This window comes from Amycolatopsis jejuensis (genome assembly GCF_000717335.1).
Taxonomy (GTDB): domain Bacteria; phylum Actinomycetota; class Actinomycetes; order Mycobacteriales; family Pseudonocardiaceae; genus Amycolatopsis; species Amycolatopsis jejuensis.
In genome coordinates, this window is sequence record NZ_JNYZ01000006.1 from 301,111 (window position 1) to 317,218 (window position 16,108).

Annotated in this window: 12 protein-coding genes; 3 read left to right on the forward strand and 9 right to left on the reverse strand. The window is 70.3% G+C overall.

What is annotated here, in order from left to right; genetic code table 11:
• Nucleotides 1-67 precede the first annotated feature (67 nt).
• Entirely contained in the window at nucleotides 68-811 is a 744-nt protein-coding gene (locus OO71_RS09655; RefSeq protein ID WP_245633612.1) for a response regulator transcription factor, read from the forward strand.
• An 8-nt stretch (nucleotides 812-819) separates the two neighbouring features.
• On the opposite strand, the gene OO71_RS09660 is transcribed toward OO71_RS09655, so the two are convergent.
• Nucleotides 820-3,045: an ATP-binding cassette domain-containing protein gene (locus tag OO71_RS09660; protein ID WP_033289325.1), complete on the reverse strand. Its 2,226-nt coding sequence runs from the start codon at nucleotides 3,043-3,045 to the stop codon at nucleotides 820-822.
• A gap of 62 nt (nucleotides 3,046-3,107) precedes the next feature.
• Here OO71_RS09660 and OO71_RS09665 point away from each other — a divergent pair, with 62 nt between their 5' ends.
• A complete protein-coding gene (locus OO71_RS09665; RefSeq protein WP_033289426.1) occupies nucleotides 3,108-4,055 on the forward strand; it encodes a helix-turn-helix transcriptional regulator in 948 nt (315 codons plus the stop codon).
• 26 nt (nucleotides 4,056-4,081) lie between these two features.
• Here the strand turns inward: OO71_RS09665 and OO71_RS09670 are convergent, their stop codons facing one another.
• The 8 genes from OO71_RS09670 to OO71_RS09705 form a co-directional block, all read right to left on the reverse strand.
• Nucleotides 4,082-5,521, reverse strand: coding sequence for a flavin monoamine oxidase family protein (locus OO71_RS09670; RefSeq protein ID WP_033289326.1), 1,440 nt, complete (start codon nucleotides 5,519-5,521; stop codon nucleotides 4,082-4,084).
• 31 nt (nucleotides 5,522-5,552) lie between these two features.
• The gene (locus OO71_RS09675) at nucleotides 5,553-6,791 is read right to left on the reverse strand and encodes an MFS transporter (protein ID WP_211260479.1); all 1,239 of its coding nucleotides are present in this window, start codon (nucleotides 6,789-6,791) and stop codon (nucleotides 5,553-5,555) included.
• Nucleotides 6,758-7,534, reverse strand: a complete 777-nt coding sequence (locus OO71_RS09680) for a VOC family protein (RefSeq protein WP_033289327.1) — start codon at nucleotides 7,532-7,534, stop codon at nucleotides 6,758-6,760. Before OO71_RS09680 ends, OO71_RS09675 begins: the two co-directional genes overlap by 34 nt.
• A gap of 61 nt (nucleotides 7,535-7,595) precedes the next feature.
• On the reverse strand, nucleotides 7,596-9,464 hold the full coding sequence (gene asnB / locus OO71_RS09685) for an asparagine synthase (glutamine-hydrolyzing) (protein ID WP_033289328.1): 1,869 nt from the start codon (nucleotides 9,462-9,464) through the stop codon (nucleotides 7,596-7,598).
• Between the two features lie 56 nt (nucleotides 9,465-9,520).
• Complete coding sequence (locus OO71_RS09690) at nucleotides 9,521-10,726, reverse strand: cytochrome P450 (protein ID WP_051791389.1); 1,206 nt, start codon at nucleotides 10,724-10,726, stop codon at nucleotides 9,521-9,523.
• Nucleotides 10,723-11,796: a class I SAM-dependent methyltransferase gene (locus tag OO71_RS09695; protein WP_033289329.1), complete on the reverse strand. Its 1,074-nt coding sequence runs from the start codon at nucleotides 11,794-11,796 to the stop codon at nucleotides 10,723-10,725. Before OO71_RS09695 ends, OO71_RS09690 begins: the two co-directional genes overlap by 4 nt.
• 37 nt (nucleotides 11,797-11,833) lie before the next feature.
• On the reverse strand, nucleotides 11,834-13,633 hold the full coding sequence (locus tag OO71_RS09700; protein WP_033289330.1) for a gamma-glutamyltransferase family protein: 1,800 nt from the start codon (nucleotides 13,631-13,633) through the stop codon (nucleotides 11,834-11,836).
• Nucleotides 13,634-13,662: 29 nt separating this feature from the next.
• Nucleotides 13,663-15,117 (reverse strand): FAD-binding protein, encoded by a 1,455-nt coding sequence (locus OO71_RS09705; protein WP_084144835.1) that lies wholly within the window; start codon nucleotides 15,115-15,117, stop codon nucleotides 13,663-13,665.
• A gap of 453 nt (nucleotides 15,118-15,570) precedes the next feature.
• Between OO71_RS09705 and OO71_RS09710 the strand changes: the two genes are divergently transcribed.
• The gene (locus OO71_RS09710) at nucleotides 15,571-16,041 is read left to right on the forward strand and encodes a VOC family protein (protein ID WP_033289430.1); all 471 of its coding nucleotides are present in this window, start codon (nucleotides 15,571-15,573) and stop codon (nucleotides 16,039-16,041) included.
• Nucleotides 16,042-16,108: the final 67 nt, after the last annotated feature.

Genomic DNA, 16,108 nt, shown 5'->3' on the forward strand with positions numbered 1-16,108 from the left:
CGGCGGTGCCGGGGGGCTGCCGGGATTCGGGAGACGGGGTCGCCGGCCACGTCGAGGAGAGGGGAGAGTGGTGATCGACCAGGAAGCACGGGTATTGCTCGTGGCGGATTGCGATGGCGTGGAGGAGATGGTCAAGGACCTGGAGCGGCACGGCCTGGAAACCGAGCAGGCGGACACCGGAGTACAGGCGATGGCGACCGCTCGCGACTTCGACGTCGTCCTCATCGATCTCGACCTCGCCGATTTCGACGGGCTCACCCTGTGCAAGCGGATCCGGGAAGCCAGCCAGGTACCCATGATCGGGTTTTCCTCGACCGGCGAGCTCGACCGGGTGCTGGCGCTGGAAGGCGGCTGCGACGACTGCATCGTGAAGCCCTATCCCAGCAGGGAACTCATGGCCCGCGTCGGTGCGCTGCTGCGGCGGGCACGGGCGCGGCCGCAGCCGGTGCTCGTCTTCGACCGGCTGGAGATCGACCCGAACCTGCGCGAGGTCCGGGTCGCCGGCCGGCTGATCGGGCTGACCCGCAAGGAGTTCGAGCTCCTGCACCTGCTTGCGGCGGAGCGGGGGAAGATCTTCTCCCGTTCGGAACTGCTGCGGCGGGTGTGGTGCTACGACAGCCTCGACCCGGGGGTGTCGTCGCTGGCCAGCCGGACCATCGACACGCATTTGAGCAGTATCCGCAAAAAGCTGGGTTCCCCGCAGTGGATCGTCACGGTGCGCGGGATCGGCTTCCGGTTCAGCGACGAGGAGGCGCCGGGCGGAACGGACTGGGAGGAGCGGCTGGTCCGTTCCGACGGGGAAACCGGCTAGGGCGGAGATCAGTCCGCCTCGTGCAATGCCTCGGCCGTGGCCGTACCGGTGATGCCGTCGACCCGGCCCTCGTAGAGGATCCGCCCGCCGTGCTTGCCGGGGCCGGGGCCGAGGTCGATCATCCAGTCGGCCCGCCGGACGACGTCGAGATTGTGCTCGATGAGGATGACGGTGTGCCCGTGGTCGATCAGGCGGTCGAGATGGCTCAGCAGGAGGTCGATGTCGCTGAGGTGCAGGCCGGTCGTCGGTTCGTCCAGCAGGTACACTGTCGGGCCCGCCGAGTCCCGCAGTTCCCTGGCGATCTTCACGCGCTGGCATTCGCCCCCCGAGAGCGTCGTGAGCGGCTGGCCGAGCCGGAGATAGCCGAGGCCGACCTCGTCGAGGTGGCGCAGGGCGTTCCTGATCGGGCGGTCCGGAAGCCGGTCGATGGCGCCGGCGATGGTGAGGTCGTCGACATCGGCGATGGACAGCCCCTCGACCTGGTACCGCAGGACCTCGGGGGTGAACCGCCGTCCCTGGCAGGTTTCGCAGACGGTTTCCTGCTCGTCCATGAAGGCGAGGTCGGTGCGGATGACCCCGAGGCCGTGGCACTCCGGGCAGGCGCCCTCGGAGTTGGCGCTGAACAGGCTTGCCGGAACGTGGTGGTGCCGGGCGAACATCCGGCGGATGGGCGCGGCGATCCCGGTATAGGTGATGGGGGTCGAGCGGCGATTCGTGCTGACCGCCTTCTGGTCGATCACCACGGCATCGTGCTGGGCGACCAGTTCGGCGGCGAGACTGGACTTCCCGGACCCGGCCACCCCGGTGAGCACGGTCATCACGCCCAGCGGGATGTGCGCGGTGATGTTCTTGAGGTTGTTGCGCGTCGCGTCGGCCACGACGAGCTGCCCGGCCGGGGTCCGCGGATCGGCCTTGACCGGACGGCGCCACGCCAGCGCGGTCGCCGTGGCGGTCCCGGCCGAGCGCAGGCCGGCGAAGCTGCCCTGGTACACGATCGTGCCGCCCTGCGCCCCGGCGAGCGGCCCGACCTCGACGATCTGGTCCGCCACGGCCATCACCGCGGGGTCGTGCTCCACCACCAGTACGCTGTTTCCCTTGTCCCGCAACTGCTTGAGCAGGGTGATCATGGAGCTGACGTCGTGCGGATGGAGGCCGACGGTGGGCTCGTCGAACACGTAGAGCATCTCGGTGAGGCTGCTGCCGAGGTGCTTGACGGTCTTGATCCGCTGGGATTCGCCGCCGGAGAGCGTGGTGGTGGCGCGGCCGAGATGGAGATAGCCGAGCCCGATGGTGATCATCGCCTGCAACCGGTCGGCCAGCGCGGACACCACCGGTGCGACGGCCGGGTCGGTCACCCCGGTCACCACCTTGGCGAGGTCGTTGACCTCCATCCGCGCCAGCTCGCCGATGGTGTGGTCGAGCAGGGTGACGGTGCGGCTCGCCTCGGCGAGCCGGTCGCCGTGGCAGTCCGGGCATTCCGCGGAACGGGTGAACTTGGCGAGAGTCTGCTTCTTCTGCTCGGACATCTCGTCCGAGGTGTGCAGGTAGATGCGCTCGAATCGTTCGGTGATGCCCTGGTAGCCCTTGGGCAGCCGGTTCGCCAGCGCCCCGGCGCCGTACAGCAAGGCGTCCCGTTCGGCCTTGCTCCAGCGCCGCAACGGCTTCTCGAGGTCGAACACGCCGATGTCGGCGAAGTTCGAATACCAGTAGCCGCCGGTGGCGAACCCGGGCAGCAGCACCGCGCCCTCGCGCAGTGACTTGCCCGGGTCGAGGAAGCGGTCGGCCGCGGTGACCACCACCTCGCCGAGGCCGGAACAGGTGGGGCACATGCCTGCCGGGTCGTTGAAGGAGAAGTGGTTCGACTCGCCGACGTGCGGGGTGCCCACCCGGGAGAACAGCAGCCGGAGGTAGGTCCAGGTGTCGGTGATCGTGCCGACCGTGGAGCGGGCGTTCCCGCCGAGGCGGCGCTGGTCGATCACCACCACCGGGGAAAGCCCTTCGATCCGCCGGACGTCCGGCCGGGTCCACTTCGGCAGCCGGTTGCGGGTGTAGGGCGGGAACGTCTCGGTGAGCTGGTGGCCTGCCTCGGCCGCGATCGTGTCGAACACCAGCGACGATTTGCCCGAGCCGGACACCCCGACGAAGACGACGACGCGGGAGCGCGGCACATCGACGTCGAGCTGCCGGAGGTTGTGGGTGCGGGCTCCGCGGATCCGGATCTCGGTGGTGGCCATGATCAGGAACGTACCGCGAGATGTGGCCGGAAAATGTCCTCGACTTCTGGGATGCTGGCGGGATGGCCGACGTGATGCAACGAGCGCTCGCGCTGCTGGTGCTGCTTCAGTCGGGGAAGGCGTTCAGCGGGGAGGAGCTGGCGGCGCGGCTGGACGTCCCGCCGCGGACCCTGCGGCGCGACATCAACCGGCTCCGCGGCTACGGGTATCCGGTCGAGACCCAGCCCGGCCCTGGCGGCTACTACCGGCTCACCGCCGGGCGCACGATGCCGCCGTTGCTGCTCGACGACGACGAAGCCATCGCCACGCTGCTGGGTCTTGCCGTGCTCGGCGCCACCGGCACCGCCCGCGAGGGGAGCCTCGACGATGCGGCGACCCGTGCCTACGGCAAGGTCGACCAGTTCCTGCCCAAACGGCTGCGGCCGCGGGCCGCGGCCTTGCGCGCGGGGCTGGAGACGACCCCGACCCCGACGGCGAGCACCAGCGCGCAAGCGATGAGCACCCTCGCCGAAGCGATCGCGGGGGAGCGGGTCGTGACCTTCGAATACGTGGGGGCGGCCGGGCAGGCCAGTACCCGCACGGCCGAGCCGTACCGCCAGATGCATCTGCTCCTGCACTGGTACCTGCTGGCCTGGGACACCGGCAAGCGGGACTGGCGGGTGTTCCGGATCGACCGGCTCACCGGGCTCCGCGCGACCGGGCAGACGTTTTCCGCGCGTCCGCTGCCCGCCGAAAGCGGCATCGAGTTCCTCCGCAAGGGAGTGCACCGGAACCGGCAGCGGGTGGTGGTGACCATTGCCGCGCCGATGCCGGAGGTGGCGGATGCGTTTTCCTTCCAGGACGTCGATCTCACTGCCACGGACGGCGGGACGCGGGCCGTCCTGATGGTCGACTCCTGGCAATGGCTGCTGCCCCGTCTTGCTTTTCTCGACGCCGATTTCACCGTCGAGGCGCCCGCGGAACTGCGGAGCGCCTTGCGGCGGTTCGGTGCCCGGCTCGGCAGTGCGTGACCGCACCCCCGGCGGGGTTGCCTGCGTCAGCGGGGGCCCGCCAGTTCGAGAAGCACCCTGATTGCGGATTCCAGCGCGTAGTTCATGGAACCGCCGTTGGGTTCGTACGCGGTGTGCTCACCGGCGAAGTGGATCAGCCCCTCGGGACGGCGCGCCCGCTCCATCAGCTCGCTGTGGCCGACCTCGGGCAGCAGGTACGCGCCGGCGATGTAGCGCTCGTCGTCCCAGGCGAAAGACGTGCCCAGCTCGAAGTTCTCACGCGCACCGGGCAGCAGGTCCTCGACCTCGCCGAGAGCGAAGTCGATCCGCTCCTCCCGGCCCATGCCCGCCACCGCCTGCGCGAACCAGCCACCGAGCCAGCACTCCAGGATCTTCCGTCCGCCGATCCGCCACGGGGTCGCGTCCCGCACCGTGCAGATCGGCCGGTCGGTGGACAGCATCAGCTGCCGCTCGGGCCAGAACTGCTTGCGCATCTGGAGGAAGATCCGCGTGGCCGAGGCGTACCGCATGCGGCGCATCGTCGCGTGTTTCTCCGCGGGCAACCCGGCCGCGGCGAGGTCGATGCGCCGCATGGCGGCGAACGGCACGGTGACGACGACCCGGTCCGCAGCCAGGGTCCGGAGCCGGTTGCGGTCGAGGAACGTCACCTGCGCCCCGGCCTCGTCCTGCGCGATCCGCACGACGGGGGCCCGGTAGCGGATGCGATCCGAGATCGCGCCGGCCAGTGCCCTGGCCAGCGAGTCGGTACCGCCCTTGATCTTGTTCCACCTGGTCGTCGGGTCGGACATGGAGCGCGGGCCCGCTTCGTACCGCGCCCAGGCCATCGCCGACGCCGCGCCCAGGTCGCCGCCCTGCATCTCCATGAACAGCGGCTCGATCAGGCTGATCGCGCCGACGGAGGCGCCCCGGTCCGCGAGCACCTCGCGCACCGGGATCCGGTCGAGCTCCCGCAGCCGCGGCGACGAGGTCCAGGCCGGTGCCCGCACCTCCGGCCCGATCTCGTCGTTCGGCCGGGTGACGTAGCGGGCCACCATCTCCCGGACGGTCAGGTCCTTCTCGTCCGGCTTCAGCCCGAGGAGCGCGGCGTGGCCGGCGATGGCGTCCGGCCGGAACCGCGTACCGCAGCGGTAGTACGAGAAATCCGTGCCGACGAGGTCGCTCGGCTCGGTTTCGAGACCCATCTCGCGCAGGTAGTGCAGCGTGTAGTCGCAGCGGGTGGTCACCGTCATCGCGCCGGCCTCGGCGTACAGGCCGTCGGAGAACGGAGCACGCAGGGTCCTGGTCCGCCCGCCGGGAAGGCGGTTCGCCTCCAGCACGGTGACCTTCGTGCCCAGCCGGGTCAGCTCGTACGCGGCAGCGAGCCCGGCCAGCCCGGCACCCACCACGACGACGTGCTCGATCCCGCGCAGCGGCGGCAGCCCCGCGTCGAACGCGGTCCTGGTCTCTTGCTGAGTCGGCCTGGACACGGGAATCCCTTTCGTCGGAAGCAGCGGTGGGTCAGGACGAGGGCCCGGCGTCCGTCGCGGCCGGTGCCGGGGTGCGCTGCGCCCGCATCCAGTAGTCGGGAACGAGCGTGAGCAGCCCTGCGCACGCCATGATCGCGCCGGTCCACAGCGGTGCCGACAGCCCGAGCCCGGCGCCGATCCCGAGGCCGCCGAGCCAGGGGCCGATGGTGACCCCGACGTTGATCGCCGATCCGTTGAGCGCGTTCACCAGCGCGCCGTGGTTCGACACCGACATCACCCGCGCCGCCATCGCGGGGTTGAGCGGCAGCCCGATCAGGCCCAGCAGCACGGTGGCCACGACCGCCGGGACCTGGTGGGTGAGCGTCAGCGCGAAGCCGGCCAGCACCAGCGTCAGCGCGATGAGCCCGCCGGTCAGGATCGATCTCGTGTGGCGATCGGCGTAGCGCCCGACAATCGTGTTGCCCACCACCGTGGCGACGCCGTAGACGGCGAACAGGATGGGCACCGCCGACGCCGGGAAACCGCTGCCCTGGGTGAAAATCGGCGAGAGGTAGCTGAAGCCGGTCACGGCCGAACCGATGACGAGGGCGTTGGTCGCATAGGCGCCCCACAGCCGTCCGTTGCGGAGCACCCGGATTTCCGCACGCAGATCGAGCATGTCGGCCGCCCGGTGGTCGGGCACCTGGTATCCGACGGCGGCCACGCACAGCAGCGCCAGCGCGCCGACGATCCAGAAGCTCGCCCGCCAGCCGAAATGGCTCTCGATGAGCGTCGCGACCGGCAGCCCGACCACCTGGGCGACCGTGATGCCGCCGTAGAGGACCGACATCGCCCGGCCCCGGCGTTCGGCGCCGACGAGCTGGACGCAGACGGCGGCCCCCACGCCGAAGAAGGCCGACGCGGCGAGTGCGGTCACCACTCGCGAAGCCGCGAGAACCGCGTAACTCGGGGCCAGCGCGCCCATCGCCTGCCCGGCGACGAACACGATCAGCAGCCAGAGCAGCGACCGCTTCGCCGGGATCCGCCGCATCGCGATGGTGAGCAGCGGCCCGCCGACGACCATGCCCAGTGCATAGATCGAGATCAGCGCACCGACCGCGCCGATGGAGACGCCGAACTCGGCCGAGATCCCCGGGATCAGGCCGGCGACCATGATCTCGGTGGTGTTGAGGGCGAAGATCGCCACGCCCAGCACGTAGACGGCGAACGGCAGGCCCCGCTTCCGCCCCGGCCCGCTCACCGGGACTGCGGCAAGGAGAACGTGGACCACCGGTTGCCGACCGGATCGAGGAACTGCCCGGCGACGACTCCGTTCGCGTCCGCGACCGGGCCCATCGCCGTCCGCCCGCCTGCTTTTTCCGCGCGCTCCAGCACGTCCCCGACGTCGGCGACGCGCAGGCCCGGGATGGCGTAGCCGGTCGCGCCGGCGATTCCGGTGAGGTCGAGCATGCCGCCGATCTCGTCGGGCGATCCGGCAGGCCGGATGTGGTAGTACGCCACGCCTTCGGCGGCTTCGTCGCGTTCGGTGGTCCAGCCGAACGCCGCCTGGTAGAACCTCTGCGTCGCAACGAGATCGGTGGTTCCGATCTCGAAGAAGGCCAGTGCGTTCAGCCCGGGCGCGGCGTGCCGCGGGCCCGGCTCGTCCCGTGGCGCCGGCTCGATCAGGCCGATCCGGTTGCCCTGCAGGTCGATGGCGACGGCGTGCAGGTCACCCGCCGGTGTGCGCGCGGGCCGCTCGGCGATGGTGGCCCCGAGCGATTCCAGCTTGCGGACGGTCGCCGCCATTTCGGCGGACACCACGCCGATGCACGTCGTGTCCCGCTCACCGCTGCGCAGCGCCCCCATCGCGGTCGCGGACCCCGGCGCGGTGATCGTCCAGTAGTGCTTCGCATCGCCGGGCGACTCGAAACTCCAGCCGAAGAGCTCCTGGTAGTAGCTCCGGCTGAGCGACGGTTCGGTGGCGGTGATCTCGAACCAGCCCACTGTCGCCGGGCGGGCGTTCGAAGTACTCATCGATTCTCCTGTGTGTCGTGCGGTTTCTGCTGCGGGTGTGCGGGACACCCGGGTCTCGGGCTCAGCCCGCCAGGTCGAGGCGGACGGCGGAGGACTCGAGCCAGAAGTTGAGCCGGAGCGGGGTTTCGTCCTGGAGGGCCCGTTTCGTCATCGACGACGGCACGTCGGACGGCTCGCCGATCTGCCGGGCCACCGCGTCGAGGTCGAGCAGCGGCAGCACCGGGGAACCCGGTTCCGCGACGATCCTCTTCAGCTCCCGGCGCATCGCGTGGTCGTAGCCTGCGTTCTGCGTGGAGGGATACGGCGCCTTGCGGCGTTCCACGACCGAACGGGGGAGAAGGTCTTTCGTCGCGGCGCGGAGCAGGCTTTTCTCGCGGCCGTCGAAGGTCTTCATCGACCACGGGGTGTTGAAGACGTATTCGACCAGGCGGTGATCGCAGAACGGAAGCCGCTCCTCGACCCCGTTGGCCATGGTCAGCCGGTCCTTGCGGTCGAGGCAGATCGGCATGAACCTGGTCAGGTTCAGATAGGTGGCGATCCGCATCTGCCGTTCCAGCCCCGTTTCACCGTCCCCGTGCGGGACCTCGGCGAGGGCGGTCTGATACTGGTCGGCGATGTACTCCGGGAGCCGCAGTTCCCGGACCAGGTCGTGATCCAGTACCGCGGTGGACTGTTCCTCCACCGTCTTGTCGCCGAGTGCGTGCCACGGGAAGGTGTCGGCCTGCACCGCACGCGGATCGTGGAACCACAGCAGGCCTCCGAACGATTCGTCGGCCGCCTCCCCGGACAGCACGACCGAGCACTCCTCGCGGATCGCCCGGAACAGGAGGTAGATCGACGGGCCGTGGTCGCCGATGCCGTACGGCAGATCAAGGGCTGTCCACGTCGTGGCCCACACCGCCGGGTCGGCGAGATCCGCGGTGTCCAGCACGATCGCCCGGTGGTCGGTCCCGACGTGCGCGGCCACCTCCGCGGCGAACGGCGCGTCCGGGTCCGCCCGCTGCGGTTCCGGGCGGAAGTTCTCGACGTGGCCGGCGAAGTCGACCGAGAAGCTGGTGAGCGGCGGCGTCCGGGACGGGCCGAGGGTGTCCTGCACGAGGGCGGTCAGCGCGCTGGAATCCAGCCCCCCGGACAGCAGGGTGCACAGCGGAACGTCCGCGACCAGCTGGCGGGTCACGATGTCGGCGAGCAGATCCCGCACCGTCGCAATGGTTTTCGGCAGGTCGTCGGTGTGCTCGCGGGCAGGCAGCGCCCAGTACTTCTCCTCGTGCCGGTGGCCGTCGCGAACGCGCAGGACGTGTCCGGGCCGGACCTCGTACATGCCGTTCAGCGGGGTCTGGCCGGGCACGCGGAGGAACGACAGGATGTCGCGCAGCCCGTCCATGGTCAGCACGGCTTCGCTCGCCGGGTGCGCCAGGATCGCTTTCGTCTCGGAGCCGAAGAGCACGCCGTTTCCGGCCGGATAGTAGAAAAGCGGCTTCATCCCGAACCGGTCCCGGTACAGCAGCGCCTCGCGGGTCCGGCTGTCCCAGATCACGAAGGCGAACATCCCGTTCAGCCGCTCCACGAAGCCCGGCCCCCACTCGAGGTACGCGCGGAGCACCACTTCGGTGTCGCACCGGCCGCGGAACCGGTGCCCGAGCGCGCCGAGTTCCTCGCGGAGCTCGAGGAAGTTGAACACCTCGCCGGTGTAGCTGATCGCGGCCAGCGGCGACCCGTCCGGCGTCGTTTCCGGCGTGATCATCGGCTGGGCCCCGTGGCCGGGGTCCATCACGGCTTTGCGGCGGTGCCCGAGTGCTGCGTGCGGGCTCAGCCAGATTCCCTCGTCGTCCGGCCCGCGCAGGGCCAGGGTGTCCACCATGGCCCTGATCGTCCGGCGCTCGGTGGTGAGATCGCGGTCGAAGTCGATCCAGCCGGTGGTTCCGCACATCGCATTTCTCCTCGGGCAGGTACTTCGGCGGGCTGGCAGGGGGACACCGCGGCGGCTCAGGTGACGCGGATCGGCAGGGCGGAGAGGCCGCGCGTGATGGCGTTCGGGGTGCGGCGGACCGCACCGGCGAGCTCGATCCGGTCCACTCGCCTTGCCAGTGCGGTGAAGAGGGCGTGCGCTTCCATCGTGGCCAGCGCCCGCCCGGGGCAGTGGTGGACTCCGAAACCGAAAGCGACGGTGTCGGAAGGGGCCCGGCGCACCCGGAACCGATCCGGATCGGGGTAATGGCGTTCGTCGCGGCCGGCCGAACCGTAGGAGAGCACCACCCGGGAGCCCGCGGGAATGGTGAGGTCTTCCAGCGGCACGTCGCACGTCGTCACGCGGGCGAACGACTGCACCGGGGCTTCCATCCGCAAGCCCTCGAGGAACGCTCCCGCAACGGTTTCCGGGTCGGCCCGGACCTGCGCCCATTCGCCAGGGTGCTGCGCCAGGAGCCACAGGGTGCTCGAGATTCCGGCAATGGTGGTGTCGACTCCCGCGCAGGCGTAGGCACTCATGGTCATCACCGCTTCGGTGTCGGTGATCTCCCCGCGATCCACGGCCTGCCAGACGATCTGGCCGAAGCTGCCGTCGAGCAGTTTCTCCGGGGTCGCCTTCGTCGCGAGGTACTGCATGAGTGCTTCGACATCCGGCCGGCACGAGGATTGGTGCGCACTGGCGGGTCCCATGAAGTCGAACGCGCCGAGCGCCCACTCGAGGAGATCCGCCCGTTCGCCGTCGCGCGGGAACCCGATGAGATCGAGCACGATGTCCACCGGCAGCTTCCTGGCGAAATCCGCGACGCCGTCGAACTCCCGCTGCCGGACCAGCCCGTCCACCAGATCCCCGGCGAGCCGTTCGAGGTCACCGGCGACCTTGCGCACGTATTTCGGGCGGAGGGCATCGTCGAAGACCTTGCGGACGACGCGCTGCCGGGGAGGATCCATCCCGAGGATCGACCCCGCCATGAGCTCGTTCGTGACCGGGTTCATCGCGATGCCTTCGGCCGAGCTGAACCGTTCCCAGCCGACGAGCGCCGGGCGCACGTCGTCGTGGCGGAAGAGCCCGTACATGCCGTATCTGGTCAGGAAGACGGCCGGGCCGAGGCTGCGCAGCATTGCGTAGTGCGGGTACGGGTCGAGCAGCGCCGCGGCCGAGAAGAGCTCGGTGTCGCTCTCCGGCACCGGGCGCGAAAGCGTTGCCGCGGTTACCTGCCGGCTCATTCCGGCCCTGCCCCGGCCGCCGGCACCGCGAGGTCGTAGAAACAGATCCGGGGTCCGGCCCCCGGCCGGGTGTAGACCTGACGGCACTCCAGCCGGGACTGCTCGAAGACACCGAACCACGCGGATCGGTCGCGGGGGAGTCCCTGCCCGCTCAGCACGTGGATCAGGAAGAAGTCGTCGTCGTTCTCCCTGCCGTCGAACCGCAGCTCCGGCTCGCCGACCAGGAGCATCTTCAGCCGCGGGAACCGCACCGCGAGCTGGTCCAGCAGGTCGACCACGGCCTGGTCGCCGTGCCGGAAGAGCTCGTGCAGCGCGCTCATCATGCACAGGCCGTCCGCTTCGGCGCAGACCGCGGGCCAGGTCTCCGGCGCGAACGCGTCCCCGACGACGAACTCGGTCCGGCCGGCCACGCCGGACCGCGCGGCCAGGTCGTTCGCCCAGGCGATGGCGTCCGGGTCGAGGTCGATGCCGATCCCGGTCAGCGACGGGTCCCGGAGGCACGCGTCCACGATCAGCTGCCCGCCGCCGCACCCGACGTCGAGCATGCGCTTGACATTTCGCCCGCGGGCGGCCTGGAGCACCACCGGCGTGTGGAAGAACGAGAACAACGTGGCGCAGTGCTCGCCGAGCGCCCCGCCGTCGCGGACGACGTCCTTGCCGTAGACCGCGTCCCCGGTGAGCAGCCCGGAGATCCGGCTCGTCACCCCGCCGTAGGCCTCGACGTAGACGCCGAGCCGGGCCAGTGAGACCTCGGTGGTGAGACATTCGCCGAAGTGGGTCAGGAAGTAGTCCGCTCCGCAGATCTCCAGAATCCCGCGGTTGACCAGGTAGCGCAGGAATCCGCGGCCGATGGCCGGGTCGAGGCCGGCGAGCAGGCCGTTCCCGGGCTGCCGTGGCCCGTGGCGCATGCGCTCCAGCAGCGGCGTGGTGGCCAGCGCGTGGACGGCATGGCAGACGTGCAATGCGCTGATCATCTCCGGCAGGTCGGAGAGGGTGAACTTCTGCCATTCGCGCCGCTGTTCAGGGTTCTGCAGTTCGATGATCGGCGGCGTGCCGCTGGTGAGGGTCACGAACGCTCGTCCTTTCCCGGTTCGGTCGGAGTCGGTGCTAGGCGCACACTGCGTAGGCGTGCCTGCCCCGCGGGCTGGCGGCGGCCCGGACGAACTCCCCGTCCGGGGTGAACCCGGCCGTGCACACCCGGCCGAGCGTGTAGGCGGGCACGAGTTCGACTTCATGGCCCCGCTGCCGGAGAGCGGCGACCGTTTCCGGAGCGCAGGTTTCCTCCACCACCAGCACGCCGGGGCGGTAGGCGTGCGGGGTGAACGACGCGGGTACCTGATCGGTGTGGAAGGCGGTGGTTTCGGTCGCCTGCTGGAGATCGAGGCCGAATTCGACGAGGTTGAGGAAGAACTGCAGGGTCCACTGGTCCTGCCGGTCGCCGCCCGGCGTGCCGAAGGCGGCGAACGGGCGGCCCTCCCGCAGGACGATGGTGGGGCTGAGGGTCGTCCGCGGGCGCTTTCCCGGCTCGAGCGAATTCGCGTGGCCCGGCCGGAGGTACATCGACTGCCCGCGGGTGCCGAGCGGGAACCCGAGACTGCCGATGGCAGGCGAGCTCTTCAGCCAGCCGCCGCTCGGAGTGGCGGCCACCAGGTTGCCGTGCCGGTCGGCCACCGTGATGGTGCACGTGTCGGCTTTCGCGGTCGTGGCCCGGAGAATGGTCGGCAGTCCGTTGGACAGCTGGGACATCAGCTCGGTGCCGGTCCCGGCGGCACCGGGAGCAGGCAGCGGAGGCAGGACCGGGGTCCGGCCGCCCGGTGCACCGGGCCGCAGCTCCCGGGTGGCGGTCTCGCCGACCAGTGCCCGCCGCTGCTGCGCGTAGCCGTCGCCGAGCAGGGTCTCCAGCGGCACGTCGGTGAACTCCGGATCGCCGTACCAGGCTTCGCGATCGGCCATCGCGAGCTTCGTGCACTCGACGACGGTGTGCAGGTAGTCGGCGCTGCCCGGTCCCATCGCCGGAAGGTCGAACCCTTCCAGCAGCGCGAGTTGCTGCAGGAACACCGGGCCCTGTGACCACGGCCCGGGTTTCGCAACGTGATACGCGCCGTAGGACCGGCTCACCGCGGTTGCGACGGACGGTTCCCAGCGGGCCAGATCGTCTCCGGTCAGCAATCCGTGGTTGCGGCGGCCGGTGGCGTCGAGCATCGGGCCGGACGCGAGGAAGTCGGCGATTTCCTGGGCGACGAAACCGCGGTAGAAGGCGTCCTGGGCGGCGGCGATCTGGGCGTCGCGGTCCGTGGACGCGGCTTCGGCGGTCTTGAGCAGCCGCTGGTAGGTCTGGGCGAGCACCGGGTTGCGGAACCGGCTGCCCGCGGCCGGAGCCGGGCCTGCGGTCAGGTACGTCCGGCCGGATCCGGTCCACTCGTCGCGGAACAGCGGAGCGAGGGTCGTGATGGCGAGCGCGGTTTCCGGCAGCAGCGGGAACCCTTTCTCCGCATAGCCGATCGCCGGTTCGAGGACATCGGAGAGCCGCATCGTGCCGAACTCGCCGAGCAGCCGCAGCCATCCCCCGAACGCGCCGGGTACGCAGGCGGGCAGCAGCCCGGAACCGGGGATGCTGTCCACGCCGATGCGGTCGAACGCGGCGGGCGTGGCCGCCAGCGGCATCGGGCCCTGGCCGCAGATCTCCTGTACGTCGTCGCGCCCGGCCTGATGCACCACAATGGACACTTCGCCGCCAGGGCCGTTGAAGTGCGGCTCCACCACCTGCAGCACGAACCCGGCGGCGACCGCGGCATCGAAGGCGTTGCCGCCGCCGGTGAGGATGCGCATCGCGGTGGACGACGCGAGCCAATGAGTCCCGGCGGCCGCGCCGAGGCAACCGCGGAGTTCCGGTTTGGACGGCGGCATGCTGCTCCCTTGGTGGAGTCGATTCGTTTCTACGCCGGGGTTTTCGGGAAGATCCCGAGCCCGGGGGTGAGGAGGCCATCGGGGTCGTAGCGGCTCTTCGCCGCCTGGAACGCAGGCCAGGCGGCGCCGAAATGCGTGCGCCAGTCCTGTTCGGCGAAGCGCATCGAGCCGATCGGGTAGAGCACGGCGCCGTAGCGGTCCCTTGCCCGGGTGAACCAGCGCCGGTTGCGGTCGAGCATTTCTTCGGCGTATCCCGGATCGGGTCCGGGGACCACCGCGGTGGTGTTGATGTCGAGGATGTACACCCACGGCGAGCCGTCCGGGGCCGGCCGCGGCGGGAGCGGCCTGGTGCACAGATCCCGCCGCTGCGCGTAGATCAGGCTGATCCCGTAGGGCCCGAGGTCGCGTTCGGTGAGTGCCGGGTGGATCTCGGCGACGTAGTCCTCCATCGCGGTGCCGGGCAGCCACACGTCGTACCAGGGTTTGGCCAGGTGGTCCCAGTCCGCTGCCCCGCGGAGGTACTCGACGAGGCGGTCGAGGGTGAAGAGGTGGTCGAGATACGAAGTGTCGCCGACGGCGGGCGTGCCGGACAGGCCGTCGAGGACCACCTCGTCGCGGGGATGGCCGGGCGGGTCGTACCCGACCGTCGCGTTCAGCCGGTGGGTCGCCCCGGCTCCCGGTGCCTGCAGCGTCGCGTAGACGTGGTCGATGCCCGGCCGTTCGATCAGCGTGCGCAGGTCGCGGAAAAACGTGGCGTTGTCGGTGTAGTCCACCAGATAGGTACGGGCCCGCTCCGGTGCCGGGACCAGGTCGAGGACGGCCTTGGTGATCACGCCGCACTGGCCGAGACCACCGAGCACCGCTTCGAACAGGTCCCGCTTGCGGGTCGCCGAGCAGCGCTCGATTTCGCCGGTGCCGGTCACCACCTCGAGCTCGCGCACGTGGTCGCCCTGTAGCCCGGTGTGCAGGGCGCCGGCGAGCCCGCCGACCCCGCCGACCGACAGTGTGCCGCCCACGCTCAGCGAGGTGTACCCGGTGATGACCGGGGGCGTCAGCCGCGGGCTGCTCCCGAACGCGACCGCGATCAGGTCTTTCCAGCGGACCCCCGCGCCGACCTCGGCAGTGCTTGGACCGATCGAGTGGATCCGGTCGAGGGACCGGGTGTCGATGATCAGGCCCTCGGAAAGCGTCTGCCCGAACGTCGTGCTCGCCCGCCCGCGGGCCGACACCGTGATGCCCCTGTCCCGGCAGAACCGGATCATCGCGGCGACGTCCCGTGCCGAACGGGGGCGCAGGACGGCGCCCGGCATCCCGGTGGCGAGGTTGCCGAGGTCGGTCGCACAGCCCTGCCGGGAACCCTCGTCGACGAGGAGCTCGCCCTCGAGCGCGGGGGCGAGCGCGAACGGTGCCCTGCCGTGGGTGGTTTCCCCGGCCGGGCCGAATTCCCTGACTTCGGTGTTTCCGTCGGACCCCGACCGGGTCATTCCGTCGTCTCCTGATCTGCGTTTCCGGTGCCCTTGCGGGACAATTCCGGCGAGTGCCGCCGCGGCAGGTGTTTTCGTGGTGGCAACGCTAGCGCGGTTCGCGGCCGCGGACGTTCAGCGAATTCCAAAGTTCCTGTCCGGATTTCGTGAAGTCCCGTCCGGCCGGTGCGCGCTTCGCTATGGTGTGAGGCCGACCTGATTGCCCGCTGGCGCCTGCCGCGGCGATGCGGTAGGGAATGCCCTGCCGCGGGCCGGTTCCGCTGGTGCCGTCCCGCTGTCCGTTCGCCGCCGGGCATTGGTTCGGCTCACCGGGTGAGGCGGCTGCCCGACAGTGACTTAAGACGATTTTGAGGGTCCTCTGATTGTCGTGGTACCCCCGGCGATGGCACATTTCCCAGTGCCGGTTTCCCCGTGCCGGATTTCCCGGCGCATCTCCCCGACGAAAGGGCATCGATGAACGCGGTCGCGATCGCGCCGAGGATCCACCACATCGCCGTCCAGACCGACGACGTCGAGTCGACGGTCCGGTGGTACGGGGAATTTCTCGATGCCACCGTGGAATGGTCGCTCAGCACCTTTTCGCCGCTGACCCGCGCCCGCCTGCCCGGAATCGGGAAACTGGTCGAGCTGAAAGCAGGGGACGTGCGATTCCACGTTTTCGACCGGGCGCGGCACACGCACGACGGGCCCGACCCGCTCGGGTACCAGTTCCAGCACATCGGGATCACCGTGGATCGCCACGACGATCTCGTCGAGCTCCGCGACCGCTGGTTCCGCCTCCGGGACCGGCCCGGCATCCGGTGGGCCGGTGCCGAACCGCCGTCGGCCATCGTGGCCGACGACGACGGCATGGAGAGTCTCTACGTCCTGGATCCCAACGGTCTCGAGATGGAGTTCGTGCACTTCCCGGGTCCGGCGTCGTGAGCGGCGGCCTGCGGACCGGACGCGATCGAGCCGGCGGGCGCCCCCTCCGGCCGCGGCCGCTGTTCCT